Here is a 23,618-nt window from a genome sequence, read left to right on the forward strand (position 1 = left end):
CGGTCAGGCGTCGCGCCGTCCAGCCATCTCCGCCGCGAGCAGCACCGCGGCACGGCTGGCACCTGACGATGCGATGCCCTGCCCCGCAATGTCGTAGGCTGTGCCGTGCGCAGGCGTGCAGATCGGAAACGGAAAGCCGCCGAGCAGGGTGACGCCGCGATCGAAGCCCATCAGCTTCATCGCGATCTGGCCCTGGTCGTGATACATCGTCAGCACCGCGTCGAAGGCGCCGGCCTTGGCGCGCAGGAACACGGTGTCGGCGGGAAACGGGCCCTCCACGGCAATGCCGGCGCGCTTGCCGGCTTCCACCACCGGCGCGATGACATCGATCTCCTCACGGCCGAAATTGCCGCCGTCGCCGGCGTGCGGATTGAGGCCGGCCATCGCGATGCGCGGCCGCGTGAAGCCGGCATTGCGCATGCAGGCATCGGTCAGCCTCAAGGCGCGCTGGATGCGCTCGCCGGACAGTTTTGCGGCGACGTCCTTGAGCGGAATGTGCGAGGTGACACGCGCGTTCCAGAGCTCGCCCAGCACGTTGAATTCGCTGGCCGGCGTTCTCAGCCCGACCACTTCCGCGGAGAAGGCGATCTCGTCGTCATAGTCCGAGCGCGCCAATCGCATCGCCGCCTTGTTGAAGGGCGTGAAGCAGACGGCATCGACGCGGCCATCCCGGCCAAACTCCAGCGCCCGCTTGTAGTTCGCCAGCGCAAATTGCCCGCCGGCAAGGCTCGCTACGCCACGCTCGCCCCTGATCGGATCGAGGTGCCCGAGATCGAGGAACAGCGTAGCGCCTGGCAGCTCGTCGAAATCCGCGCCCTGCTCCACCGCCGTCAGTTCCGGCGCGACGCCCGCGACCTTCGCACCCTCATCGAAGACCCTGATGTCGCCGATGACCAGGAGCCGGCACCGTGCGCGGATATCATCCTGCACCACGAGCTTTGCCGTCAGCTCCGGGCTGATGCCGGCAGGATCTCCCATCGCCAGCGCAATCAGCGGCTTGCCGGTCATATGATCACCTCTTCCTGGCTCGTCGTTTCTTGGCTGGTGGGCTTGCGGACAATGCGCGCGAACAGCTGCAATGCCAGCGGCAGCAGCAGCAAGGCGATGCCGGCCAGCACCAGGCACGTCACCAGCTTGTTGGCGAAGAAGATCCCGAGCGATCCCTTCGACATCAGCATCGATTGCCGAAACGCATCCTCGGCCTTGTCGCCAATGACAATGGCGAGCACCAGCGGCGCCAGCGGATAGAACAGCTTCTTGAAGAGATAGCCGACGACGCCGAAGCCCAGCATCATGACGACGTCGAGATAGGAGTTCGAGACCGAATAGGCGCCGACGACGCAGATGATCACGATCAACGGCGCGATGACCACGAAGGGAATCCGCATCAGGGCGGCGAAAACAGGGACGGTCAGCAGCACCAGCGCGACCGCGACGATGTTGCCGACATACATCGAGGCGATCAGGCCCCAGACGAAGTCTTTCTGGTCCACGAACAGCATCGGGCCGGGATTGAGACCCCAGATCATCAGCCCGCCCATCATGACGGCCGCAGTCGCCGAGCCGGGAATGCCGAGCGAGAGCATCGGCAACAGCGCGCTGGTGCCGGCGGCGTGATCGGCCGTCTCCGGCGAAATGATGCCTTCGACCTCGCCGGTGCCGAAGTAGCGGCCGCGGCGCGAGAAGCGGCGTGCGATGCCGTAGCTCATGAAGGAGGCCGCGGTCGGGCCGCCCGGCGTGATCCCCATCCAGCAGCCGATCGCAGCGCTCCGCAACAGGGCTACACTGTGGCGCGGCAGGCGGCCGACCGCGCGGAACACCTCCAGCCAGTCGATCTTCGAGGACACGGCACGGGCATGAAATTCCTCCTCGACCGCGACCAGCAGCTCGCCGATGCCGAACAGGCCCATCACCGCGACGACGAAGTTGACGCCCTTGACCAGCTCGTCGATGCCCATGGTGAGACGGACACTGCCGGAGACGGTGTCGATGCCGATGGCGGCGATCGCAAAGCCGATCGCGAGCGCCACCACCGTCTTCATCGGCGCCGCGCCGCCCATGCCGACAAAGCTCGCAAAGGCCAGGAAATAGACGGCAAAATATTCCGGCGGACCAAACGCGAGCGCGACCTGCGCCACCCATGACGCCAGGAACGTGATCAGGATGACGCCAACGAGTGCTCCGAACGCCGCAGAGCCGAAGGCGGTCGCGAGCGCCGTGGTCGGCCGTCCGTCGCGCGCCATCGGATAGCCGTCGAAGGTCGTCGCAACCGAGGACGGCTCGCCGGGGATATTGAACAGGATCGAGGTCACCGAGCCCCCGAACAACGCGCCCCAATACATGCTGGAGAGCAGGATGATCGCCGAGACCGGCTGCATGCCGAAGGTCAGCGGCAGCAGCAGCGATACCCCGTTCGGCGCGCCGAGCCCCGGCAGCACACCGACGAGAATGCCGAGCAGCACGCCTATCGCCATCAAGGCCAGATGCGGCATGGTAACCGCGATGGTGAAACCGTGGAGGAGCTCCGAGAGATTGTCCATCGCTCTTCCCTCAGAACCCGAGCGCCGCGGCGAGTGCGCCATGCGGCAGCGATACCTGGAACATGCGCTCGAACACGACATAGAGCGCGAGCGCCGTGGCTGCCGCCGTCGCCGCCGAACGCAGAACGGATTGATGCCGCGGGATCGCGAGCACCGCGAAGACATAGGCTGCCGAGGCGATGTACATCCCGAGCAGCGGAATCGCCGCAACGTAGATCGCGGCCGGCACGAACAGGCCCGCCAACCGGCGCAGCTCAAGGGACGTGATGGCGATGGGAACACTGGCGATCGAGACGGTGGGGATGACTCCGCGCGCGAGATTGTAGAGGCTTCCGGCGACAATGATGATGCCGGTCAGGAACGGAAACGTGCCGGCATCGACACCCTCGCTCGACCAGCCGATGCCGTTGTCCAGGCTCTGGACCACCACCGCGACACCAAAACTGCCGGTGAGGATGGCGGTCGCAAGCTCGAGGGCGCGGCGAGAGATCATCGAAGGCTCCCGTCGAGCTGCGGATCCGACATTCGGTGTCGTCCCGGCCCCCCGTGCGCAACTTGCGCGCTAGGCCGGGACGACAACGGAATTTGAGCCGAACCCCACCTCACTTGACCAGCCAGCCCTGCTCGCTCGCCACCTGCTTCACGTGCTCGAGATCCTGCTTGATGAAGTTGTCGAACTCGGTGCCGGTCAGGAACGTGTCCACCTGGGAGGTCTTCTCGATGTAGTCCTTCCACTCGGGCGTCGCCTGCACCTTCTTCATGAGGTCGACATAATAGGCGGCCTGCTCCGGCGTGACCTTGCCCGGCAGCCAGACCGTGCGCGGCTGCTCGTATTGCTTGATGTCGAGGCCCTGCTCGACGCAGGTCGGCACGTCGCTCCAGCCTTCGGTGGCTGTGATCTTCGGGCCTGCAGGCAGGCGCTTCGGGCTGAAGACGCAGAGCGGACGCTGCGTGCCGCCACGCCACTGTCCCAGGCTCTCACTGGGATTGTTGACGTGGGAATCAAGGTGCCCGCCGGCAAGCTGCACCGCAGCCTCGGCGCCGCTCTTGAACGGGATGTAGGTCAGCTTCACGTGGCCGACCTTCTCGATCATGCGGGTCAGCACCTCGTCGGTGTCCTTGGACTGCGCGCCGCCCATCTTGAATTCGCCTGATGCAGCGGCTTTCAGATAGTCGCCCGCGGTCTTGTAGGGCGCGTCCTGCTTGACCCAGAGCAGGAACTCGTCCTGCGCCATCGCCGCGATGGGCGTGAGGTCGGTGTAGTTGAAGGCGACCTTGGAGACGAGCGGCTGCTGCCAGGCGTTCGAGGTGCCGAAGATCACCTTGTAGGGATCGCCGGCGGAGGCCTTGCCGTAGACATAGCCTTCCGCGCCGCTGCCGCCGCCCTTGTTGACGACGACGATCGGCTGCTCCGTCAGCTTGTACTTGGTGATGATGTTCTGCACCGCGCGGGCGAGATTGTCGGTGCCGCCGCCGGGGCCGGCGGTCGCCACAAACTCGATCGGCTTCTGCGGCTGCCAGGCCGCGAATGCGCTCGCGCTGCCTGCGAGCACGGCTGCACCGACGGACAACAAGAAGAGAGACGTCCTACGCATGATTTCCTCCAACTGATTTTTTCTGTTTTGTTAGATCAGCCGTCCAGGCGTCGCTCAGGCGACGCGTTCTTTGCGCTCCCCTGCGGCCGAGACGATGGCGCCTTGCTGCTCGAGCGCTTCGATTTGCTTTTCGTCGAACCCGTGCTCGGCCAGCACCTCGCGCGTATGCTCGCCATAAACAGGCGCGCCTGATGCGACGTTGCCCGGTGTCTCCGAGAATTTGACCGGCAGCCCGATGGTCTTGACCGGGCCGAGCGTGGAGTGCTCGACCTCGACGACCATCTGACGCGCCAGCGTCTGCGGATCGCTCAGCGCCTCCAGCATGTCATGTACGGGGCCGCAGGGCACGCCCTTCTCGTCGAGCGCCGCAAGCCAATGCGCGCGCGTCTGGGTACGGAAGCGCTCGCTCAGGACCGCTTCGAGCTCCTTCAGATTGGCCATGCGATCGGCGCCAGTGACGAAGCGCGGATCGGCGGCGAGCTCGCTTGCGCCGAGCGCTTCCAGCATCAGCAGCCAGTGCTTCTTGTTGGCACCGCCGACCACCAGCCAGCCGTCAGAGGCCTCGAACGCCTGATACGGCGCGTTGAGCGGATGGGCCGAGCCCATGGCACGCGGCGCCGTGCCTGCGGCAAGTGCAATGGTCGCTTGCCAATAGGTCTGCACCAGCGCCGCCTCGTAGAGCGAGGTCTCGACCCATTGCCCCTCCCCGGTCTTCAGCCGGTGCGTATAGGCCGCCAGGATCCCCATGCTCGCAAGCAGGCCGGCGGTGATGTCCGATAGTGGCGGGCCGCATTTCACCGGCGGGCCGTCCGGGCGTTCGCCGGTAAAGCTCATGATGCCGCTCATGGCCTGCGCGACGAGGTCAAATCCCCTGCGGTTCTTGTAGGGGCCGGTGCGGCCGAAACCCGACAGCGAGCAATAGATCAGTGCGGGGAACTTGTTGTGCAGTTCTTCATATCCAAAACCCAGGCGCTCCATCGCGCCCGGCGCAAAATTCTCGACCAGCACGTCGGCGTCGGCGATCAGCCGCCGCAGCACTTCCTTGCCGCCGTCGGTCTTCAGGTCCAGCACGATGCCGCGCTTGTTGCGGTTCATCATCAGGAACGAGGCAGCTTCGTCGCCGATCTTGGGCGGCACCGAGTGGCGGGTGTCATCGCCAGCAGGCCATTTCTCGATCTTGATGACGTCGGCGCCCATGTCGGCGAGCATCAGGGTGCAGGTCGGCCCCGCCATGACATGGGTGAGATCGATGACCTTGAGGCCGGCGAGCGGACCTGCACGGCGTGAGGCGGATTGCGATGGATCGCTTGGCATCGTGGCGTCCTATTGACCGCGCCACTGCGGGGCGCGCTTGCTGAGGAAAGCATCGAGCCCTTCGCGAAAATCCTGGCTCGTGTAGCACATCAGGATGAGGTCTTCGCCCTCGTCCCGCGTCAGCCGCTTTTGCAGGCGAGCGACCGCCTGCTTGGTCGCGTTCAGCGTCAGCGGCGCATGGCTGGCAACGAGGCGCGCGACCTCGTCGGCGCGTTTGTCGAGCGCGGCGAGATCGTCGACGACCTCGCCGAGCAGCCCGACCGCTGCAGCCTCCGCGGCATCGACGAGCCGCGCGGTAAAGATCAGATCCTTGACCCGCGCAGCGCCGATCAGCGCGGTGAGACGGCTGACATTGGACATGGAGAGGCAATTGCCGAGCGTCCGGGCAATGGGGAAGCCGATCCTGGTGCTGCGGGTGCCGATGCGCAGGTCGCAGGCCGCGGCGATGCCTGCCCCGCCGCCAGTGCAGAAGCCGTTGATCGCGGCGATGGTCGGCACCCGACATTGCTCGAGCATGGTGAGCACCCGGTCGATGCGGTTCTCGTAGTCGATCGAGTCCTGCGGCGTCTTGAACTCGCGGAACTGGTTGATGTCGGTGCCCGAGGCGAAGGCCTTGTCGCCGGCGCCGCGCAGCACCAGCACCTTGATGGAGCGGTCGTCATTGGCCTGCTCGCAAACCGCCGCGAGCCGCTCATACATGGCGAAGGTGAAGGCGTTGCGCGCCTGCGGTCGGTTGAAGGTGATGCGGCCGATGCCGTCCCTGCATTCAAAAACGAGGTCGTCCGCCGCCACGGCCTGGTCCATTTCCTCAGGTCCCTTCTGTTTTTTACATTTTTGAATGCAAAACTTGGAATTTTCAAGATATAAATACCTAACTTTCGTCTATCTGATCATTTTTGCATTCAAAAATAGAGATGTCCCATGCTGCATGAGGAGGTCGTCGGCCGCATCCGCGACATTCTGCTCGACGGCGAGATCCCGCCGGGCGCGCGGATTCCCGAGCGCGAGCTGTGCGAGCGGCTCGAGATCTCGCGCACGCCGCTGCGCGAAGCGCTCAAGGTGCTGGCCGCCGAAGGGCTGGTGCAGTTGCTGCCGCATCGCGGCTCGCGCGCGGCAAAGCTGACCGACAAGGACATGCGCGACCTCTTCGAAGTCTGCCAGGGGCTCGAGGCGCTGGCGGGCGAGCTCGCCTGCGAGCGCATCACCGACGCTGATATCGCGGAGATCGCCGCGGCCCATGCGGCGATGGTGCAGCATTATCGCGAGGGCGATCTGATCCAGTACTATCGCGGCAATCGCACCATCCACGAGGGCATCGTCTACGCCGCGGGCAATCCCGTGCTATCGGGGCTCTACGCATCCGTGACCGCGCGCATCCGCCGCGCCCGCTACGTCACGCCGATGACGCCGCAGCGCTGGGCCCTCGCCGTCAGCGAGCACGAAGCCATCCTGAACGCACTCCAGCGCCGCGACGGCGCCGGCCTGTCGCACATCCTGCGCGCGCATCTGCGCCACAAGCGCGAGGAGGTCCTGCAGGCGGGATTTGCGGAGACGGAAACGAGCGAGGTTGCGCTGAAGATCGCGTGAGGCTGCTTGCCTCGGCTGCTAGGCGGGGTTGCCGAACAGATCGCGTGTGATCGACCGCAGCCAGCGGTGAGAGGGATCGCGATGATAGCGCTCATGCCAATATTGCGCGATCTCGATCCGCGGTAGCGCAACCGGGGTCTTGAACACCGTCATCCCGAGCGGATCGGCGATGATGGCGGCAAGGTTGGCGGGCAAGGTCGCAACCCCGTCGGTTTGCGAAGCAACGATTGCCCCGGCGATGAAGCTCGGCACCTGCAACAGAATATTTGTCCGCGCGATGGCGCGCGCCAGCACGCGCTGCGTCTCGAGATGGGCCGCATGCCCGGTCTCGGACGCGGTGATCAGAATATGCTTCTCGTCGAGGAAGCCGCGGCGCGTACGCGCCGCTGACGGCCTTGGATGGCCGCGCCGGACGACGCTTGCATAGCCGTCCGAATAGAGCCGCTGGGAGCGAAGATGCCCGGCCGCGCGCGGCAGGGCGCCGAGTGCGAGGTCCGCCTCCCCCGACTCCAGCTTGAGCGCAAAGTGCCTGGAGTCGAGCGGTATCGCGCGCACCTGAGTACGCGGTGCGAGTTCAGCGAGGCGCGCGACCAGGGGCGGCAGGAACCGCACCATGCCGACGTCGGTCAAAAGCAGGCTGAACGTCTTCTCGGATTGACGCGGATCGAATGGGAGCCGCTCCTGCCACAGCGTCTCGGCCATGTCGAGCAGGGCCCGGACTTGCGAGGCCATCTCGACGGCCCGTGCCGTCGGCTGCACGCCACTGCCGCGCCGCACGAACAGCGGATCGTCGAAACGCAGCCGCAACCGCGCCAGCAACTTGCTGATCGCCGGCTGCGTCGTCTCGAGGCTCACAGCCGCGCGCGTGATGCTGCCCTCGCGGATCAGCGCATCGAGCACGCGCAGATCGCGAAAGTCGATCCCGGAAGATTCCATTTTTGGCATGCAAAACATTCCGTTGTAGCCATGGATCGAACTTCGCGCTTTGCTATCCTGTCGTCAATCGAACGGCCGAACGGCCACGCCGACACGGAGGACGCCATGACCAAATTCGTGATCGAGTCTCACTTCCGCCTGCAGGAATGGGTGGCCGAGGAGAAGGGCTATTTCCGCGACGAGGGGCTCGACTACGAGTTCCGCGAGCTGATCCGCTCGAGCGAGGGCCAGCACCACAACAAGGTCAACGAGGGCGCCTTCCAGAGCATCGAGAAGGGCCGCAAGGCGGACGTCAGCTGCGCCTGCCACTGGACCGTCAACGTCGCTGCCTCGAACGGTCACGCCAAGCTCTACGCCGACGTCTATTCGGTCGCACCATCGGGCATCTTCGTTCCCTGGGATTCGAAGATCCGCACACCCGCCGATCTCGCCGGCGTACCGATCTCGGTCGGCTTCCAGTCAGGCAGCCATTATTCGACGATCCAGGCGCTCGAGCCGTATCTGGCGCCCGGCCAGATCAACCTGACCTTCGAGGACGGCATGCTGTTTCGCCGGATGGAGCTGCTGTTCGACGGCAAGAGCGCGGCGGCCTCGCTGTTCAACGGCCCCTATTATTTCGCCGAGCAACTCGGCTATCGCAAGATCATCGACACGACCTTCATGATCGCATCCATGATCAACGGCGATCCGGCGCCCGAGGACGTCAAGCGCTATTTCCGCGCGCTGAGGAAGGCCCAGCGCGACATCGACCTGCGTCCCGAGCTGTTCACGCACTACTACAAGAACGAATTCCCGGACCGCTTTCATGCCGCCATGGACACCAGGCGTTGGGGACCGGGCGAGCGCATCGTGTTCGAACCCTATTCGCGCGAGGTCTACGAGCAATCGTTCGACTGGATCGAGAAGCACGGCATCTTCAAGAACGGTACGATGGGCGATGGCGCTTACGACAAGGCGACGGTGGCGTTCGGCAGGATTTGAGCCAGGGTCGAGGCATCCACTTCGCACAGCCCCAGGCCTCTCTCCGCGATTTCGGAGAGAGGCCGCAGGGTTTGCGGTGTCACATCGTCTTCACGGTCGCCCCGATCAACGGCAATCGTCGTCGTCGCGATCGCATGCACGGTCATGATCGTCTGCGTCACGACCAAGTCCGGTCTCCGGCGTGAACGACACGCCGCGGAGCGCTTCGGCGAAGCGTGCCGTGCGCACCGTGGTGAACGTCTCGTTCGCCGGGAGTGCCGTCGCGATAAGCTTGTCCTTGATCATGACAAGCTTGTTCGGATCAGCGCCCTGATCGCCGCCACCACTCACCGTGGAGGTGATCGCCCAGATCGATGCCGTGCCGTCAGGATTGACGCGTCCAATGATGTTACGCAGACCATCGGTTGCCGGCGACCATGGCAGGCCGGTTGCAGCATTGTTGCCGGTCGGGTAGTCCCGCACGGTATAGGGAACGCCGAGACCAAGCCCGGCCTGCAGCGTGTAGCTCAGCTTCCAGGTCTTCGCCGTGTCGTCGAACACCCATTTCTGCAAGCCGGCACCGGTCTGGGCTGCGGCGGCGGTGTAGCTGTTGGTCGCGGCGCTGTAAGTATTGGTGCCGTCGCCCTCGTCAGCCACATAAAGCGTCTTGGCATCAGCAAACCAGATTCCGAACGGGAACGACGTCGCGGTCTTGGCGAGGTTGGTCGGGAAGCCCTTGAGAACGCACATGTTGTATGGCGTAACACCGAGCGTCTGAAGCTTCGAGGCATCGTAGAAGATCGGCGTCGTCGGCAGCTTTGCGGATGCGCTCGGCAGGCCGACACCATTGGGGCACGCCAAAGGCTTGCCACTGGCGTCGAAGCCGGAGGTGTCGATGAAGTACACGGTGTTGATGCCGTTGCCGCCGCTGCCTTTGGTCACGTAGATCACGTCGTTGAACACGGTAAGGCCGCGGAAGTTGGTGTCCTTGCCGATCTTGTCGGCCTTCAGACCCAACTCGGTGAGATTGAAGCTGCCGACCGGCGTCGGCAGGCCGGGATCAGGCTGGTCGACGAGCGGCACCTTCGCAAGCGTCATGATCTGCGCGCCGGCACCGATGATCACGCCATTCGGCTGGGGATTGCTGCCGTTCCCGGCATTGCCGGTGGTATAAAATACGTTGGCGCCAGGCCGGTCGTTCAGAACAGCGGCGCGCCCGTTGTTGCCGCTATAGGCGTTGGTCTTGGTGAATCGAAAGCGGCCATGCTCGTCGACGGTCGCGATCACGCGCGAGAACACGGACTTTACCGGGTTAGACGGATCGACGACGGCTGGCGTGTTGGAGTTGGAGACATCGATTGCGTCGATCGGAGCGAGGTAGCCCATGAACGACACGCTGTGGCGATCGATCGAGAGGTTTAAGCCGATCTCGGACTTCGACGGAAAGCTCGTCACCATCTGGTCCCTGTTCGAGAAGACGCCGTGCTGACCGCTGTTCGGCACCTCGAGTGACTGGACGCGACGGCCGTTCAGACGCAGTTCGTCGAGCATGATCCTGGCCGTTATGCCGAAAGAGGCATCGACCAGATCGTTGCTGAACACCATCGGATAGGTGCCGTCCGTCGTCGCCGCGACGCAATTGGGCGCTACGCAGTTCGGCGGCAACTGGGTGACGCCGGCCGTGACGTTCGAAGCCTTGTTGTCATAGACCGCCCGGCTCAGGAGCAGGTGGCCCGGGCGGAAATGAAAATCATCCTGATCGGCGCGCGCAGGCACATTGGCCAGCGCAGTCGATGTGAGCAAGGCAGACACAAACACAGTCCGCGGGAGTCCCGCGAGCGCACGCAGTCCTTTGACAGCCATTGGCGTTTTCCCAATTTGTGATTTTCGCAAGACGGGCAGCCCGGCCACGTCGCGGCTCGGTGCGCGCGCAGTCTGCGAGCGGACTGTTACAGGAATGCGAATGGGATGCGACGCGCCTCAGCTTCCGCACAAGGCGTGCGAACGCTCAATGGATGACGAAGGGGACGTCGGTGAAACGCAGTGTCGGCCTAGCACCCGAGCTTGTCGGCGATCCCGCAAAAATCCTTGGCGACGATGTCCCAGACGCCAGTGGCCTCGAAATCGACCTTCTGGTGCGGCCCGTATTCGGTCGGCCGCGCGACGAACGCGGTCTTGAGGCCGTATTTCTGCGCAGCGGCGAGATCGCCATTGTGCGCGGCCACCATCATCACCTCTTCCGGCTTGAGGCAGAGCAGCTTAGCGGCGCCGAGATAGGTTTCGGGGTCGGGCTTATAGTGCTCGAACAACTCGGCCGACATGATGAGGTCCCAGGGCAGGCCAGCGAACTTCGCCATGTTGGTGAGCAGTGCGACGTTGCCGTTCGAGAGCGGCGCAATCACGAACTTGGTCTTCAGCCGCGTCAGGCCGGCAACACTGTCGGGCCAGGGATTGAGGCGGTGCCAGCCCTTGGTGAGATGATCGAGATCCGCATCGGTGAGACCCTTGATGGCGAACTTCTCGACCAGCTTTTCCAGCGAGCGCCGGTGCAGCTCGTCCAGCATGACATAGCCGCGCTCGGGATGCTCACGCACGTCCTGCATCGAGGCGACATACATGCCGCGCCAGCCGTCGACGAGCGCGGTCCAGTCGGCGCCGATGCCGCGCTGTTTGCTCCACCACATGAAGTCGGTGATCAGGCTGGTGCGCCAGTCGACGACCGTGCCGAACACGTCGAAGATCAGGGCTTTGACGGCGGAGAGATCGGACATGGGGCGCTTCCTCGTGTTTTTATTGTTGTCATTCCGGGGCTCGCGAAGCGAGAGCCCGGAATCCATTTCTCCTCGGCATTTGCTGTCCGATGGATTCCGGGTTCGCGCTACGCGCGCCCCGGAATGACATGTTAGTCCAGATGGAACTTCGCGAGCTCGCGGTGCTCGGCCTTGATGTAGCGCACGGTGCCGGTGACGGAGCGCATCACCACCGTCTCGGTCTCGATCACGCCGTCCTTGCGGAATTTGACGCCGGACAGCAGCGAGCCCGTGGTGACGCCGGTGGCGGCGAACAGGCAGTCGCCGCGCGCCATGTCCTCGATGCCGTAGATCATCTTGGGATCGTTGACGCCCATCTTGGCGGCGCGCTCGATCTTCTCACCGGAATCGAGGATCAAGCGACACTGCATCTGGCCGCCGATGCAGCGCAGCGCCACGGCGGCGAGGACGCCTTCGGGCGCACCGCCGGTGCCGAGATACATGTCGACGCCGGTGTTGTCAGGATCAGCGGTGTGGATCACGCCGGCGACGTCGCCGTCGGTGATGAGGCGGACGGCAGCGCCGGTCGAGCGCACGCTCTCGATGATGCTGGCATGGCGGGGACGGTCGAGCACCAGCACGGTGATGCCCTCGGGCTTGACGCCCTTGGCCTTGGCAAGTCGGCGGACATTTTCGGCCGGCGAAGCGTCGAGCTCGACGACACCCTTGTCGTAGCCGGGACCGATCGCGAGCTTCTGCATGTAAACGTCGGGGGCGTGCAGCAGCGTGCCGCCGTCGGCCATCGCCATGGTGGCGATCGAGCCCGGCATGTTCTTGGCGCACAGCGTGGTGCCTTCGAGCGGGTCGACCGCGATATCGACCTCGGGGCCGGCGTTCACGCCAACCTTCTCGCCGATGAAGAGCATCGGAGCTTCGTCGCGCTCGCCCTCGCCGATCACGATGGTGCCCTGGATCGGCAGCTTGTTGAGCTCGCGACGCATCGCGTCGACGGCGGCCTGGTCGGCGGCCTTCTCCTGCCCGTGCCCGCGCAGCCGCGCTGACGACACCGCCGCCCGCTCCGTCACACGCACGATCTCCAGCGTGAGAATGCGCTCGAGCAATGCTTGCGGCGGCACTGAAATATGGGTCGACATCGGCTAACTCCTTCGAAACCGTTTTGGACAGGACGCCCTGCCCGCATCAACTCGTAGCACCTACAGTTCGTTCGAACCGTCTTGTCGTTTGAGCATGGTCTTTCCGGAACACGGCTGCACACTTTGCACTGGCGCGGCCCTCCGGGTCCGGATCATGCCCTAGTTCTTCTCAATCCTGATGACCTGCGGCCGACCGCTGATCACCTTGTCCTTCTGCACGGCCGCGAGCGCGCGGCGCACGGCGTCTTCATGCGTGGCATAGGTGATCAGGATGACGGGCACCGGGACCGCCTTGCCGTTATCAGGCGCAGCACCGCCATTGGAATGGCGCTGCACGATCGACTCGATCGAGATCTTCTGCTCGGCGAGCCGGGTCGCGATCGCAGCCGCAGTGCCCGGAAAATCGCGCGCCAGCAGGCGGATGTAGTAGCCGCCTTCGTGCCGCTCCATCGGCGCCTTCCTGGTGTCGCGAAGCTGCGCGATCGGCCGTCCGAACGGATTGGCGCGAATGCCGCGCGCCACGTCGGCGATGTCGGCAACGACGGCGGATGCGGTTGCAGCACCGCCCGCGCCGGGGCCGACCAGCGTGATCGGCGGAATGCCCTCGCCATCGATCGTGACCGCATTGGTGACCCCCATCACCTGTGCGATCGAGGACGACTTCGGAACCATGGTCGGATGCACGCGCTGCTCGATGCCCTTGGCGGTGCGAACGGCAACGCCGAGCAGCTTGACGCGATAACCAAGATCGGCGGCCGCGCGCAGATCTTCCGGCGCGATGGAGGAGATGCCTTCGACATACACCGCGCTTTGAGCAACTTTCGTGCCGAAAGCGAGGCTGGCGAGGATCGCGAGCTTCTGCGCGGTGTCGTGACCGTCGACGTCGAAGGACGGGTTGGCCTCGGCATAGCCCAGCCGCTGCGCATCCTTCAGGCACTCGGCAAACGACAGGCCCTCCTGCTCCATCCGGGTCAGGATGTAATTGCAGGTGCCATTGAGGATGCCGTAGACGCGGTTGATGCCGGTTCCGGCAAGACCTTCGCGTAACGTCTTGATGACAGGGATGGCAGCGCCCACGGCTGCCTCGAAATTCAGCGCACCGCCATGCTTCTCGGCCGATTTGGCGAGCTTCAGGCCGTGCCTGGCGAGCAGTGCCTTGTTGGCGGTGACCACAGACTTGCCGGCGTTGAGCGCGGCTTCAACCGCCGAGAGCGCGGGATCGCCGGCGCCGCCCATCAGCTCGACGAAGCAGTCGACCTCGGGATGCGTTGCGAGCGCAAGCGGATCCTTGACCCACTCGACGCCGCGCAGGTCGATACCGCGCTTCTTGGCCTTCGATCGTGCCGTGACGGCGACGACACGGATGCCACGGCCGCTGCGGCCCGCGAGCACGCGCGCCTGCGTTTCAATCAAACGGACAACTTCGGCACCCACGGTGCCGAGCCCCGCTATGCCCACTTTCAGGGGTGCAACCATGATGCTTCAGTGAACCTGCAGAAGAGAATTAGCGCCTGTTAGCGAGCGGAACGACGTTGTGCAACGTTTCGAGGCCGCTTTCAAGGAAGCGGCGCACGCCGCGCGCGGCCTGCCTGATCCGTTGCTCGTTTTCCACCATGGCGATGCGGACATATCCTTCACCATGCTCGCCGAAGCCGACGCCGGGCGAGACCGCGACGCCTGACTTTTCCACCATCAAAGTCGCGAACTGCATGCTGCCGACGCTGCGGAACGCCTCCGGCAGCGGCACCCAGGCGAACATCGAGGCCTCCGGCGGCGGAATCTCCCACCCGGCGCGGCCGAACGATTCCACCAGAGCGTCGCGGCGCTTGCGATAGGTGTCGCGCATCTCCTTGATGCAATCGTCAGGGCCGTTCAGCGCCGCGGTCGCGGCGACCTGCACGGGCGTGAAGGCGCCGTAATCGAGGTAGGATTTGACGCGGGCAAGCGCCGCGATGACGCGGTCATTGCCGACCGCAAAGCCCATGCGCCAGCCGGCCATCGAATACGTCTTCGACATCGAGGTGAACTCGACGGTGACGTCGATCGCGCCGGGCACCTGCAGCACCGAGGGCGGCGGATTGCTCTCGTCGAAATAGACCTCGGCATAAGCAAGATCGGACAGGATCAGGATCTCGTGCTTCTTCGCAAACGCGACGAGGTCCTTGTAGAAATCGAGGCTCGCGACATAGGCGGTCGGGTTCGAGGGATAGCAGACCACGAGCGCGAGCGGCTTCGGAATCGAATGCACGATCGCGCGCTCCACCGCCTCGAAGAATTGCGGCGTCGGCTCCGAGGGCACCGAGCGGATCACGCCGCCCGCCATCAAAAAGCCGAAGGCGTGAATCGGATAGCTCGGGTTCGGGCAGAGGATGACGTCGCCGGGCGCGGTGATCGCCTGCGCCACGTTGGCAAAGCCTTCCTTGGAGCCCAGCGTCGCCACCACCTGGGTGTCGGGGTTGAGCTTCACGCCGAAGCGGCGCTCGTAATAGGCAGCCTGGGCCCGGCGCAGGCCGGGAATGCCGCGGGAGGCCGAATAGCGGTCGGTGCGCGGCTTGCCCAACGTCTCCTTGAGCTTCTCCAGCACATGCGGCGGGGCCGGCAGGTCCGGATTGCCCATGCCGAGATCGATGATATCGGCGCCGGCATTCCGCGCGGCCGCCTTGGCCCGGTTGACCTGCTCGAACACGTAAGGCGGTAGGCGGCGGATGCGGTAAAAATCTTCCATGGGTCCAGACATCGGCTCTTGGGGCTCCGGGCAACCGGTCAGGATAGAATCGAGGGGCCACGACCGCCCCTTCGAGGAGATATCGTCCGACCCACGAAAATCACTCAAAATCAAATACTTGGAGCAATTTTCGGCGACAAGGACTGAACTCCTTCGCCCTGACTCTCGGCTGAATTGCAGTCTTTTTAGCACGGAGTGACGGGGGCGCCAGCGATTACGCGGCCTTATTTGGCATCCTTGGCCGCAACGGCCTGGCGGTCGCGCGCGGCCGCAAGCTCGGCCTCGATCTTGGCGCGTTGATCCGGTGGAATGATTGCCTGATCGCGATCAGGCGGCAAATCGTGCACCGGCAAATAGCCGGCAGGGTCCTTCGGGTGAGCGGGCGTGTCGGCTGCCGACATATCCGCGAGCTGGCTCGAACAGCCGCCCAGCATGAAAGCTGCGATCAGCAGCGCACAGCACACGAGCCGCGACTTTTGCAGGTCCCACAACGCAGACACTTGGGAATTCCCCACCTTGTCCCAACGCAAGGCTGCCGGCAATCTAACCAACAACCTGCCCAAGCTCAAACCATTGCTGCCCACAAATGGTACGAGCGAGAAATCATCGAAGGCCCACAGCACAAGACGTGCCCTGCGATTGTGACAAAAGCAAGAAGCGTTGTCGCAGTGCAGCACATCTTCGCGCCTGTTTCGCGCGAAACCATCGAGCTTCGCGGTGACGAATACAGAATGAATCGTTACTGTCGCCCTTATGAGTATTGCCACGACCGATACGCCCAAGCCCGGCTCAACGTCAGGGACAAAGACTGACACGAAGTTCGATGCGGAAGCCTTCGCGATGAATGTCGCGCGGGCGATGGAGAGCGGCGGCAAGGCACTTGCCGCGTATCTCAAGCCGCGCGAAACCGGCGAGGTGCAGGACCGCCCGCCGGCCGAGCTCACCGAGGTCGTCAAGACCTTCACATCGGTCGCCGAATACTGGCTGTCGGACCAGTCGCGTGCATCCGACCTCCAGACCAAGCTCGCCAAGGACTACCTCGATCTCTGGGGCGCGGCGGCGCGGCGGATGGCCGGCCAGGAGGCGCAGCCCGCGATCGCGCCCTCGCCGCGCGACAAGCGCTTCGCAGATCCGGAATGGAAGTCGAACCAGTTCTTCGACTTCGTGATGCAGCTCTATCTGCTCACCAGCAAATGGGCGCAGGAGCTGGTGAACGACGCCGAGCTTGATCCGGCGACCCGCCGCAAGGCCGAGTTCTATGTCCAGCAGGTCACCAACGCGATCTCGCCGTCGAACTTCGTGCTGACCAATCCGGAGGTGCTGCGCGAGACGGTTGCGAGCAGCGGCGAGAACCTGGCGCGCGGCCTGACCATGCTGGCGGAGGACATCGCCGCCGGCAAGGGCATGCTGAAGATCCGCCAGTCCAACCCGGACAACCTCGTCGTCGGCGTCAACATGGCGACGACGCCGGGCAAGGTGATCTACCAGAACGAGATGATGCAGCTGATCCAGTATTCTCCGACCACGGAGAAGGTGCTGCGCACGCCCCTGCTGATCGTGCCGCCCTGGATCAACAAGTTCTACATCCTCGATCTCAAGCCGGAGAAATCCTACATCAAGTGGTGCGTCGATCAGGGCATCACCGTGTTCGTGATCTCGTGGGTCAATCCCGACAAGAAGCTCGGCGCCAAGAGCTGGGAAGACTACATGAAGGAAGGCCCGCTCACGGCCATGGACGTGATCGAGAAGGTCACCGGGGAGATGAAGGTGCATACGGCCGGCTATTGCGTCGGCGGCACCATGCTCGCGACCACGCTGGCCTGGCTTGCCGAGAAGCGGCGCCAGCGCGTGACCTCGGCGACGTTCTTCGCGGCCCAGGTCGACTTCACCCATGCCGGCGATCTGCTCGTGTTCGTGGACGAAGACCAGATCGCCGCGCTGGAGCAGGACATGAAGGCCTCGGGCGTGCTCGAAGGCTCCAAGATGGCGATGGCCTTCAACATGCTGCGCTCCAATGACCTGATCTGGTCCTACGTGGTCAGCAACTATCTGAAGGGCCAGCAGCCGAGCGCGTTCGACCTGTTGCACTGGAATTCCGACGCAACGCGGATGACGCAGGCCAACCATTCCTATTATCTGCGCAACTGCTATCTGGAGAACCGGTTGTCGACCGGCACCATGGTGCTCGACAACACCCTGCTCGATCTCTCCAAGGTCAAGGTGCCGGTCTACAACCTCGCCACGCGCGAGGACCACATCGCGCCGGCGGAATCGGTGCTGTACGGGTCGCAATTCTTCGGCGGGCCCGTGAAATACGTGCTGTCGGGCTCGGGCCACATCGCCGGCGTCGTCAATCCGCCCGCCTCCGGCAAGTATCAGTACTGGACCAACGACAACATCAAGAACGTCAGCGTCGCCGAATGGATGAAGGGCGCGGTGGAGCACAAGGGCTCGTGGTGGCCGGACTGGCGCGAATGGCTCGGCGGGCTCGATCCGGAGGAAGTTCCGGCGCGCAGCGTCGGAAGCGAAGCGCTGCCGCCGATCGAGGACGCGCCCGGCAGCTATGTCAGGGTTCGTGCGTAGCGCTAGCCTGCGCGTTTTCGTATAAGCTCATGGCATCCTAACTCATGGCATCGATTTTGGAGGGGACCGGGTTATGACGCGTGAATTGTTCTGGCTGACCTGTACGGTGATCCTGACCGGGATCCTCTGGATTCCCTACACCATCAACCGCTGCCAGGTTCGCGGGCTCAGCGGCGCCATGGCGAACCCCGCCCGCGGCGACAAGCCTCAGGCCGAATGGGCGAACCGTTTGATGTTCGCGCACGACAACGCGGTCGAGAACCTCGTGCTGTTCGCGCCGCTGGTGCTGATCCTGAACGCGATCGACTATTCCTCGAAATGGACGGTGCTCGCCTGCGTCGTCTATTTCTGGGCGCGGGTCGCGCATCTGATCGTCTACGCGCTCGGCATCCCGGTGTTCCGCACCCTCGCCTTCACCGTCGGCTTCCTGGCACAGGCCGTGCTGGCGCTGGCGATCTTCAAGGTTTTTTGATTTTCTTGTCCCGGCCGCGCCACGCGCGAGCCGGGACCCGGAAGGCCACGAAGCAGGAAGCATGGGCCCCGGCTCTGCAGCGCACCGCCAAGTGGCGCTGCGCTGCGTCCGGGGCACGACCGTGCCCTACTCCTCCGGCAAGCCCAGCATCAGCCGCATGTTCTGCACGGCCGCACCCGAGGCGCCCTTGCCGAGATTGTCCAGGCGGGCGACCAGCACCGCCTGGTGGTACTTGTCGCTGGCGAAGACGTAGAGCTCGAGCATGTTGGTCTCGTTGAGCGCCTCCGGCTCGAGCCGGCCGCCCTTGGTCGCCTCGTTCTGGAGCGGCATCGCCTTGACGTATTTCGAACCGGCATAGCGCTTGGCGAGCGCGGCCTGAAGGTCGGCACCGCCAGGCTTGCCCGGCAGCGTGTCGAGCTGCAGCGGGATCGAGACCAGCATGCCCTGCCGGTAATTGCCGACCGAGGGGATGAAGATCGGCCGCCGCGTCAGGTTCGAATAGAGCTGGAGCTCCGGCAGATGCTTGTGCTCGAAGCCGAGGCCGTAGAGCTCGAACGACGGCGCGCTGCCGTCCTCGAAACTCGCGATCATCGACTTGCCGCCGCCGGAATAACCGCTCACCGCGTTGACGCTGATGGGATAGTCTGATGGCAACAGGCCGGCATCGACGATCGGCCGCAGCAGCGCGATGCCGCCGGTCGGATAGCAGCCTGGATTGGAGACCTTCTTCGCGGCCTTGATCTTGCCGGCCTGCTCCGGCGCCAGCTCCGGAAAACCGTAAGCCCAATCCGGGGCGACCCGGTAGGCGGTCGAGGCGTCCAGCACCTTCGGCCCCGAGGCGCCCATGCTGTCGATCAGAGCCACCGTTTCCCTGGCGGCATCGTCAGGCAGGCAGAGGATGACGAGATCCACCTCCTCCATCAGCGCCTTCTTGGCGGCGGGATCCTTGCGCTTGTCGTCGGCGATCGTCTTGACCACCACATCGTTCTGGAGCTTCAGCCGCTCATTGATGCCGAGCCCGGTGGTGCCGGAGCCACCGTCGACGAAGACGGTGGCGGGCTTGTTCGCTGCGCCTGATGTCGGCGCTTTCGTTGTCTCCGTGAGGCTCATGGTGCGGTCCTTTCGAGCATTTTGGTTTCGTTCGCGAAAGCCTCGGGCCTTGCGTCCTGCATCAGTTGCGCGATCTCTCTCGCGTCGGCCTGGGCTTGCGCGCCGAGCGCATTGGCGATCGCCACAAAGTCGGCATCCGATTTGTGCTGGTTGAGCTTGAAGCTGCCTTCGACCTCCTCAACCGTCATGACCAGACCCACGATCCCCTTCTTCATGGCCTCGAGCCGACCTGCCGTCATCTTGCCCGACGTCCACGGCTTCTTCGGCAACAGCCAGTTCTCGAACTTTTCGCTGAGCGTATCGATTTGGACCGAGAGCTCACCATCCGACAGCAACCGCACTGGCCCGCTCAGATGCACCGACTGGTAGAGCCAGGTCGGCACCTGATCCGGCGAGACGTACCAGTCAGGGGAGACATAGGCATCCGGGCCGTTGATCGCGAGCAGCCACGACGTTGCGCCGTCCGCAAGGTTTACCAGCGGATTGTGACGGGCGACATGAAAGGCCGCCTGCGGCGTGCCGTCGGCCGCATAGGTCAGATAGAACGGCAGCGGCGAGGCGATCGGCTTGTGGCCATCGAAGGCGCACATCGTGCCGAAACCACGCTCGTCTGCGAATTTCAGGCTTGCGGCGCGATCCGGCTTGAAAAAGGGTGGCGTGTACATCGTGGTCTCCTGCTGGGCCTCCTTGGGGGCCGCCGGATCAGATCGCGCTGACAGGAGAGAGAATGCCGCGGATCGGGTCCAGCGGCAAAGACGATGATCTCAAACGCGATCGACCGCCCAAACCGCTAAGCTGCGGCGGCGGCGACGGGCGAACAGGATGGTCGCGGCGTTGATCATGGCGCGCGGCTATAAGGCGAGATGCAGTTCCCGTCAAGGTTCACGGCGTCAGATGAGGCGCCAGATCCATTCCAGGATCCTGGCGATGACGTCGCCGAACAGGAGCAGCGCCGCGGCCCAGACCAGCGCCGAGACGAAATTGGCCGCCTGGAAACTCCAGTACGGCATTTCGAAAATGCCGGCCGCGAGCGGCACGGAGGCGCGCAAGGGACCGAAGAAGCGGCCGATGAAGATGCTGGGAACGCCCCAGCTGCGCACGAAGGCCTCGCCCCTGGGCAGGATTTCCGGATAGCGCGAGAGCGGCCACATCTGCGCGACGTGCTCCTTGTAGCGGTAGCCGAACCAGTAGGAGACCCAGTCGCCGAGGGCAGCCCCAATCGCACCGGCGATCCAGATCGGATAGAAGCTGATGCCGCTCGCCCCGATCAGCGCGCCGATGGCGACCAGCGCGCCCCAGGCCGGGATCAGGAGGGAGATGAAAGCCAGCGATTCCCCGAATGCGAGCAGGAACACGATCGGGGCAGCCCAGGCCTGATGAAGGCGCACGAAATCGGCCAGTGCGTGCGCAAACTGCTCCATTCCAAATTAGCCTTCCCGCCCCGCCTCGAGGTCCTGCCAGATAGAAAAGACTGGTAAGCCAAGGGCTTGTGTGACATCAAGTCACAAAGCCAGGCTTGAAGCGACCGAGGCGTCAAATTGCCGGGACTTGGCTGGCTTGCGGCGTAAAATTGCCGGCATTAACTCCCACCCACAGCGCCCGGCCTGCCCTACGGTGACCTTTGGTAGCCAGAAGTGGCATAGTCAGGTCAACCGATTCGCCGCCTTGCGCGGCCCTCAAAACGCATCAAGATATATGTCCAAGCAGTTGAAAACGAAAGCCAAAGACGATTTGTTCGAGGGTCAGGAGCCGAAGGGGCGCGCAAGCGCCGCGAAGGCTGCTCCGCGCGCCAGCGGCGGCGAGGCCGATTACACGGCCGCCGACATCGAGGTGCTCGAGGGCCTGGAGCCGGTGCGGCGCCGGCCCGGCATGTATATCGGCGGCACCGATGAAAAGGCACTGCATCATTTGTTCGCCGAAGTGATCGACAACTCGATGGACGAGGCGCTGGCGGGACACGCGACCTTCATCGGCGTCGAACTCTCCGCAGACGGGTTCCTCACCGTCACCGATAACGGCCGCGGCATTCCTGTCGATCCGCATCCGAAGTTCCCGAAAAAGTCGGCGCTCGAAGTCATCATGTGCACGCTGCATTCGGGCGGCAAGTTCGACAGCAAGGTCTACGAGACCTCGGGCGGACTGCACGGCGTCGGCATCTCCGTGGTCAACGCCCTCTCCTCGCGTCTCGAGGTCGAGGTCGCGCGCAGCCAGAAGCTCTACCGTATGAGCTTCGAGCGCGGCCACCCCAAGGGCAAGCTCGAGGACCTCGGCAAGGTCAACAACCGCCGCGGCACGCGCGTTCGCTTCAAGCCGGACACCGACATCTTCGGCGCCAAGGCCGCATTCAAGCCGCAGCGCCTGTTCAAGATGACGCGCTCGAAGGCCTATCTGTTCGGCGGCGTCGAGATCCGCTGGAACTGCGCGCCCGAATTGCTCAAAGGCGTCGAGGACGTGCCGGCGGAGGCAACCTTCCATTTCCCCGGCGGGCTCAAGGATTATCTCGCCGCGGCGATCCACGCCGACACGCTGGTGCATCCCGACATCTTCTCCGGCAAGTCCGGACGCAACGGCGCGCATGGTGCCTGCGAATGGGCGGTGGCGTGGACCGCGGATGCCGACGGTTTCCTGTCGTCCTACACCAACACCGTGCCGACGCCCGATGGCGGCACGCATGAATCGGGCCTGCGCAGCGCGCTGCTGCGCGGCCTGAAGGATCACGCCGAGCGCGTCGGCCAGGGCAAGCGCGCCTCGTCCATCACCTCCGAAGACGTGATGGTGGGCGCCGCCGTGATGCTCTCGGTGTTCGTGCGCGAGCCTGAATTCCAGGGCCAGACCAAGGACCGGCTCGCCACGGCGGAGGCGCAACGCATCGTCGAGCAGGCGATGAAGGATCCGTTCGACCATTGGCTGTCGGGCAATCCGAACATGGCCAACCGGCTGCTCGATTTCGTCATCGACCGCGCCGAGGAGCGGCTGCGTCGCCGTCAGGAGAAAGAGACGGCGCGCAAGACGGCCGGCAAGAAGCTGCGCTTGCCGGGCAAGCTCGCCGACTGCACCGATGCCGGCACCGATGGCTCCGAGCTCTTCATCGTCGAGGGTGACTCGGCCGGCGGCAGCGCCAAGCAGGCGCGCGACCGCAAGACCCAGGCTGTGCTGCCGCTGCGCGGCAAGATCCTCAACGTGGCGTCCGCCGGCAAGGACAAGCTGACCGCGAACGCCCAGCTCACCGATCTCGTGCAGGCGATCGGCTGCGGCCAGCTCCTGCACTATCGCGAAGAGGATCTGCGCTATCAGCGCATCATCATCATGACCGACGCCGATGTCGACGGCGCGCACATCGCCTCGCTCCTGATCACCTTCTTCTACCGGCAGATGCCGAAGCTGATCGACGAAGGCCACCTCTTCCTCGCGGTGCCGCCGCTCTACAAGCTGACCCACGGCACCAAGTCGGTCTACGCGCGCGACGACAAGCACAAGGACGAATTGATCAAGAGCACGTTTAACGCCAACGCCAAGGTCGAGGTGAACCGCTTCAAAGGCCTCGGCGAGATGATGCCGGCGCAGCTCAAGGAAACCACCATGGACCCGAGCAAACGGACGCTGCTCAAGGTTGTCCTGCTGCCCGACGACCGCGACACCACGGCAGATTCGGTCGAGCGGCTGATGGGCACCAAGGCCGAAGCGCGCTTTGCCTTCATCTCAGACAAGGCCGAGTTCGCCAGCGACGAGCTGCTGGACGTCTGACCCTGCCATTCCCGCCAAAAAGCCCGGGCCGAGCCCGGGCTTTTTTCATGTCGCGGCCACGGCGCAGCATCTGCCGAGGCAATTCATCCTCAGTGAGCCACCCGAAAGTGCGACTCGGCCAACGACTCACGGGGTCCGATCGGCGCCG

General features: G+C 64.3%; 22 protein-coding genes. 5 read left to right on the top strand and 17 right to left on the bottom strand.

Annotation, left to right across the window (positions count from 1 at the left end):
* Nucleotides 1–3: 3 nt before the first annotated feature.
* The 6 genes from XH91_RS19065 to XH91_RS19090 all read right to left on the bottom strand — a co-directional run bounded on the left by XH91_RS19065 (nucleotide 4) and on the right by XH91_RS19090 (nucleotide 6,253).
* Entirely contained in the window at nucleotides 4–1,008 is a 1,005-nt protein-coding gene (locus XH91_RS19065; RefSeq protein WP_128951993.1) for a 4-hydroxythreonine-4-phosphate dehydrogenase PdxA, read from the bottom strand.
* Nucleotides 1,005–2,540, bottom strand: coding sequence for a tripartite tricarboxylate transporter permease (locus XH91_RS19070; protein ID WP_128951994.1), 1,536 nt, complete (start codon nucleotides 2,538–2,540; stop codon nucleotides 1,005–1,007). The genes XH91_RS19065 and XH91_RS19070 overlap by 4 nt, the downstream gene beginning before the upstream one ends.
* Before the next feature lie 10 nt (nucleotides 2,541–2,550).
* Nucleotides 2,551–3,033, bottom strand: coding sequence for a tripartite tricarboxylate transporter TctB family protein (locus XH91_RS19075; protein ID WP_128951995.1), 483 nt, complete (start codon nucleotides 3,031–3,033; stop codon nucleotides 2,551–2,553).
* Between the two features lie 109 nt (nucleotides 3,034–3,142).
* Nucleotides 3,143–4,135, bottom strand: coding sequence for a Bug family tripartite tricarboxylate transporter substrate binding protein (locus tag XH91_RS19080; RefSeq protein ID WP_128951996.1), 993 nt, complete (start codon nucleotides 4,133–4,135; stop codon nucleotides 3,143–3,145).
* 54 nt (nucleotides 4,136–4,189) lie between these two features.
* On the bottom strand, nucleotides 4,190–5,449 hold the full coding sequence (locus XH91_RS19085) for a CaiB/BaiF CoA transferase family protein (RefSeq protein WP_128951997.1): 1,260 nt from the start codon (nucleotides 5,447–5,449) through the stop codon (nucleotides 4,190–4,192).
* A 9-nt stretch (nucleotides 5,450–5,458) separates the two neighbouring features.
* Complete coding sequence (locus tag XH91_RS19090) at nucleotides 5,459–6,253, bottom strand: enoyl-CoA hydratase/isomerase family protein (RefSeq protein ID WP_128951998.1); 795 nt, start codon at nucleotides 6,251–6,253, stop codon at nucleotides 5,459–5,461.
* A gap of 117 nt (nucleotides 6,254–6,370) precedes the next feature.
* Here XH91_RS19090 and XH91_RS19095 point away from each other — a divergent pair, with 117 nt between their 5' ends.
* Nucleotides 6,371–7,036, top strand: a complete 666-nt coding sequence (locus XH91_RS19095; protein ID WP_128951999.1) for a GntR family transcriptional regulator — start codon at nucleotides 6,371–6,373, stop codon at nucleotides 7,034–7,036.
* A gap of 18 nt (nucleotides 7,037–7,054) precedes the next feature.
* Here the strand turns inward: XH91_RS19095 and XH91_RS19100 are convergent, their stop codons facing one another.
* Nucleotides 7,055–7,972 carry a LysR family transcriptional regulator gene (locus tag XH91_RS19100; RefSeq protein ID WP_164933803.1) on the bottom strand — a complete coding sequence of 306 codons (918 nt, stop codon included), beginning with the start codon at nucleotides 7,970–7,972 and terminating at the stop codon, nucleotides 7,055–7,057.
* Between the two features lie 105 nt (nucleotides 7,973–8,077).
* Here XH91_RS19100 and XH91_RS19105 point away from each other — a divergent pair, with 105 nt between their 5' ends.
* Complete coding sequence (locus XH91_RS19105; RefSeq protein ID WP_128952001.1) at nucleotides 8,078–8,953, top strand: ABC transporter substrate-binding protein; 876 nt, start codon at nucleotides 8,078–8,080, stop codon at nucleotides 8,951–8,953.
* Here XH91_RS19105 and XH91_RS19110 read toward each other — a convergent pair.
* The 7 genes from XH91_RS19110 to XH91_RS19140 all read right to left on the bottom strand — a co-directional run bounded on the left by XH91_RS19110 (nucleotide 8,917) and on the right by XH91_RS19140 (nucleotide 16,061).
* On the bottom strand, nucleotides 8,917–9,114 hold the full coding sequence (locus XH91_RS19110; protein WP_128952002.1) for a hypothetical protein: 198 nt from the start codon (nucleotides 9,112–9,114) through the stop codon (nucleotides 8,917–8,919). The two genes, XH91_RS19105 and XH91_RS19110, sit on opposite strands and share 37 nt — an antisense overlap.
* Nucleotides 9,059–10,795: a hypothetical protein gene (locus tag XH91_RS19115; RefSeq protein ID WP_206733504.1), complete on the bottom strand. Its 1,737-nt coding sequence runs from the start codon at nucleotides 10,793–10,795 to the stop codon at nucleotides 9,059–9,061. Before XH91_RS19115 ends, XH91_RS19110 begins: the two co-directional genes overlap by 56 nt.
* 188 nt (nucleotides 10,796–10,983) lie before the next feature.
* Nucleotides 10,984–11,703, bottom strand: coding sequence for a haloacid dehalogenase type II (locus XH91_RS19120; RefSeq protein WP_128952003.1), 720 nt, complete (start codon nucleotides 11,701–11,703; stop codon nucleotides 10,984–10,986).
* Between the two features lie 131 nt (nucleotides 11,704–11,834).
* Entirely contained in the window at nucleotides 11,835–12,836 is a 1,002-nt protein-coding gene (gene glpX / locus XH91_RS19125) for a class II fructose-bisphosphatase (protein WP_128952004.1), read from the bottom strand.
* Between the two features lie 159 nt (nucleotides 12,837–12,995).
* Nucleotides 12,996–14,312 (bottom strand): homoserine dehydrogenase, encoded by a 1,317-nt coding sequence (locus tag XH91_RS19130; protein WP_128952005.1) that lies wholly within the window; start codon nucleotides 14,310–14,312, stop codon nucleotides 12,996–12,998.
* 28 nt (nucleotides 14,313–14,340) lie between these two features.
* On the bottom strand, nucleotides 14,341–15,561 hold the full coding sequence (locus tag XH91_RS19135; RefSeq protein WP_128952006.1) for an LL-diaminopimelate aminotransferase: 1,221 nt from the start codon (nucleotides 15,559–15,561) through the stop codon (nucleotides 14,341–14,343).
* Nucleotides 15,562–15,785: 224 nt separating this feature from the next.
* Complete coding sequence (locus XH91_RS19140; RefSeq protein ID WP_128954908.1) at nucleotides 15,786–16,061, bottom strand: hypothetical protein; 276 nt, start codon at nucleotides 16,059–16,061, stop codon at nucleotides 15,786–15,788.
* Between the two features lie 253 nt (nucleotides 16,062–16,314).
* Here XH91_RS19140 and XH91_RS19145 point away from each other — a divergent pair, with 253 nt between their 5' ends.
* Nucleotides 16,315–18,144: a PHA/PHB synthase family protein gene (locus tag XH91_RS19145; RefSeq protein WP_164933802.1), complete on the top strand. Its 1,830-nt coding sequence runs from the start codon at nucleotides 16,315–16,317 to the stop codon at nucleotides 18,142–18,144.
* 73 nt (nucleotides 18,145–18,217) lie between these two features.
* Nucleotides 18,218–18,616: an MAPEG family protein gene (locus XH91_RS19150; protein ID WP_128952007.1), complete on the top strand. Its 399-nt coding sequence runs from the start codon at nucleotides 18,218–18,220 to the stop codon at nucleotides 18,614–18,616.
* A 126-nt stretch (nucleotides 18,617–18,742) separates the two neighbouring features.
* Here XH91_RS19150 and argC read toward each other — a convergent pair whose 3' ends face one another.
* From argC to XH91_RS19165, 3 genes are all read right to left on the bottom strand, one after another.
* Nucleotides 18,743–19,726, bottom strand: coding sequence for an N-acetyl-gamma-glutamyl-phosphate reductase (argC, locus tag XH91_RS19155; RefSeq protein ID WP_128952008.1), 984 nt, complete (start codon nucleotides 19,724–19,726; stop codon nucleotides 18,743–18,745).
* Nucleotides 19,723–20,391, bottom strand: coding sequence for an FMN-binding negative transcriptional regulator (locus XH91_RS19160; RefSeq protein ID WP_128952009.1), 669 nt, complete (start codon nucleotides 20,389–20,391; stop codon nucleotides 19,723–19,725). Before XH91_RS19160 ends, argC begins: the two co-directional genes overlap by 4 nt.
* A 225-nt stretch (nucleotides 20,392–20,616) precedes the next feature.
* Nucleotides 20,617–21,147 carry a DedA family protein gene (locus XH91_RS19165; protein ID WP_128952010.1) on the bottom strand — a complete coding sequence of 177 codons (531 nt, stop codon included), beginning with the start codon at nucleotides 21,145–21,147 and terminating at the stop codon, nucleotides 20,617–20,619.
* Between the two features lie 274 nt (nucleotides 21,148–21,421).
* Between XH91_RS19165 and parE the strand changes: the two genes are divergently transcribed.
* Entirely contained in the window at nucleotides 21,422–23,470 is a 2,049-nt protein-coding gene (gene parE / locus XH91_RS19170; RefSeq protein ID WP_128952011.1) for a DNA topoisomerase IV subunit B, read from the top strand.
* Nucleotides 23,471–23,618 lie beyond the last annotated feature (148 nt).

Origin of the sequence: Bradyrhizobium guangzhouense, from assembly GCF_004114955.1 — a bacterium.
GTDB classification, from domain to species: domain Bacteria; phylum Pseudomonadota; class Alphaproteobacteria; order Rhizobiales; family Xanthobacteraceae; genus Bradyrhizobium; species Bradyrhizobium guangzhouense.

Bases quoted from the DNA above. Each gene is read 5' to 3' on its own strand.
- XH91_RS19100 (WP_164933803.1), bottom strand. From the start codon at position 7,972: ATGGAATCTTCCGGGATCGACTTTCGCGATCTGCGCGTGCTCGATGCG.
- XH91_RS19135 (WP_128952006.1), bottom strand. From the start codon at position 15,561: ATGGAAGATTTTTACCGCATCCGCCGCCTACCGCCTTACGTGTTCGAG.
- XH91_RS19150 (WP_128952007.1), top strand. From the start codon at position 18,218: ATGACGCGTGAATTGTTCTGGCTGACCTGTACGGTGATCCTGACCGGG.
- XH91_RS19095 (WP_128951999.1), top strand. From the start codon at position 6,371: ATGCTGCATGAGGAGGTCGTCGGCCGCATCCGCGACATTCTGCTCGAC.
- XH91_RS19090 (WP_128951998.1), bottom strand. From the start codon at position 6,253: ATGGACCAGGCCGTGGCGGCGGACGACCTCGTTTTTGAATGCAGGGAC.
- XH91_RS19130 (WP_128952005.1), bottom strand. From the start codon at position 14,312: ATGGTTGCACCCCTGAAAGTGGGCATAGCGGGGCTCGGCACCGTGGGT.
- XH91_RS19105 (WP_128952001.1), top strand. From the start codon at position 8,078: ATGACCAAATTCGTGATCGAGTCTCACTTCCGCCTGCAGGAATGGGTG.
- XH91_RS19065 (WP_128951993.1), bottom strand. From the start codon at position 1,008: ATGACCGGCAAGCCGCTGATTGCGCTGGCGATGGGAGATCCTGCCGGC.
- XH91_RS19080 (WP_128951996.1), bottom strand. From the start codon at position 4,135: ATGCGTAGGACGTCTCTCTTCTTGTTGTCCGTCGGTGCAGCCGTGCTC.
- XH91_RS19160 (WP_128952009.1), bottom strand. From the start codon at position 20,391: ATGTACACGCCACCCTTTTTCAAGCCGGATCGCGCCGCAAGCCTGAAA.
- glpX (WP_128952004.1), bottom strand. From the start codon at position 12,836: ATGTCGACCCATATTTCAGTGCCGCCGCAAGCATTGCTCGAGCGCATT.
- XH91_RS19075 (WP_128951995.1), bottom strand. From the start codon at position 3,033: ATGATCTCTCGCCGCGCCCTCGAGCTTGCGACCGCCATCCTCACCGGC.
- XH91_RS19165 (WP_128952010.1), bottom strand. From the start codon at position 21,147: ATGGAGCAGTTTGCGCACGCACTGGCCGATTTCGTGCGCCTTCATCAG.
- XH91_RS19085 (WP_128951997.1), bottom strand. From the start codon at position 5,449: ATGCCAAGCGATCCATCGCAATCCGCCTCACGCCGTGCAGGTCCGCTC.
- argC (WP_128952008.1), bottom strand. From the start codon at position 19,726: ATGAGCCTCACGGAGACAACGAAAGCGCCGACATCAGGCGCAGCGAAC.
- XH91_RS19120 (WP_128952003.1), bottom strand. From the start codon at position 11,703: ATGTCCGATCTCTCCGCCGTCAAAGCCCTGATCTTCGACGTGTTCGGC.
- parE (WP_128952011.1), top strand. From the start codon at position 21,422: ATGTCCAAGCAGTTGAAAACGAAAGCCAAAGACGATTTGTTCGAGGGT.
- XH91_RS19115 (WP_206733504.1), bottom strand. From the start codon at position 10,795: ATGGCTGTCAAAGGACTGCGTGCGCTCGCGGGACTCCCGCGGACTGTG.
- XH91_RS19145 (WP_164933802.1), top strand. From the start codon at position 16,315: ATGAGTATTGCCACGACCGATACGCCCAAGCCCGGCTCAACGTCAGGG.
- XH91_RS19070 (WP_128951994.1), bottom strand. From the start codon at position 2,540: ATGGACAATCTCTCGGAGCTCCTCCACGGTTTCACCATCGCGGTTACC.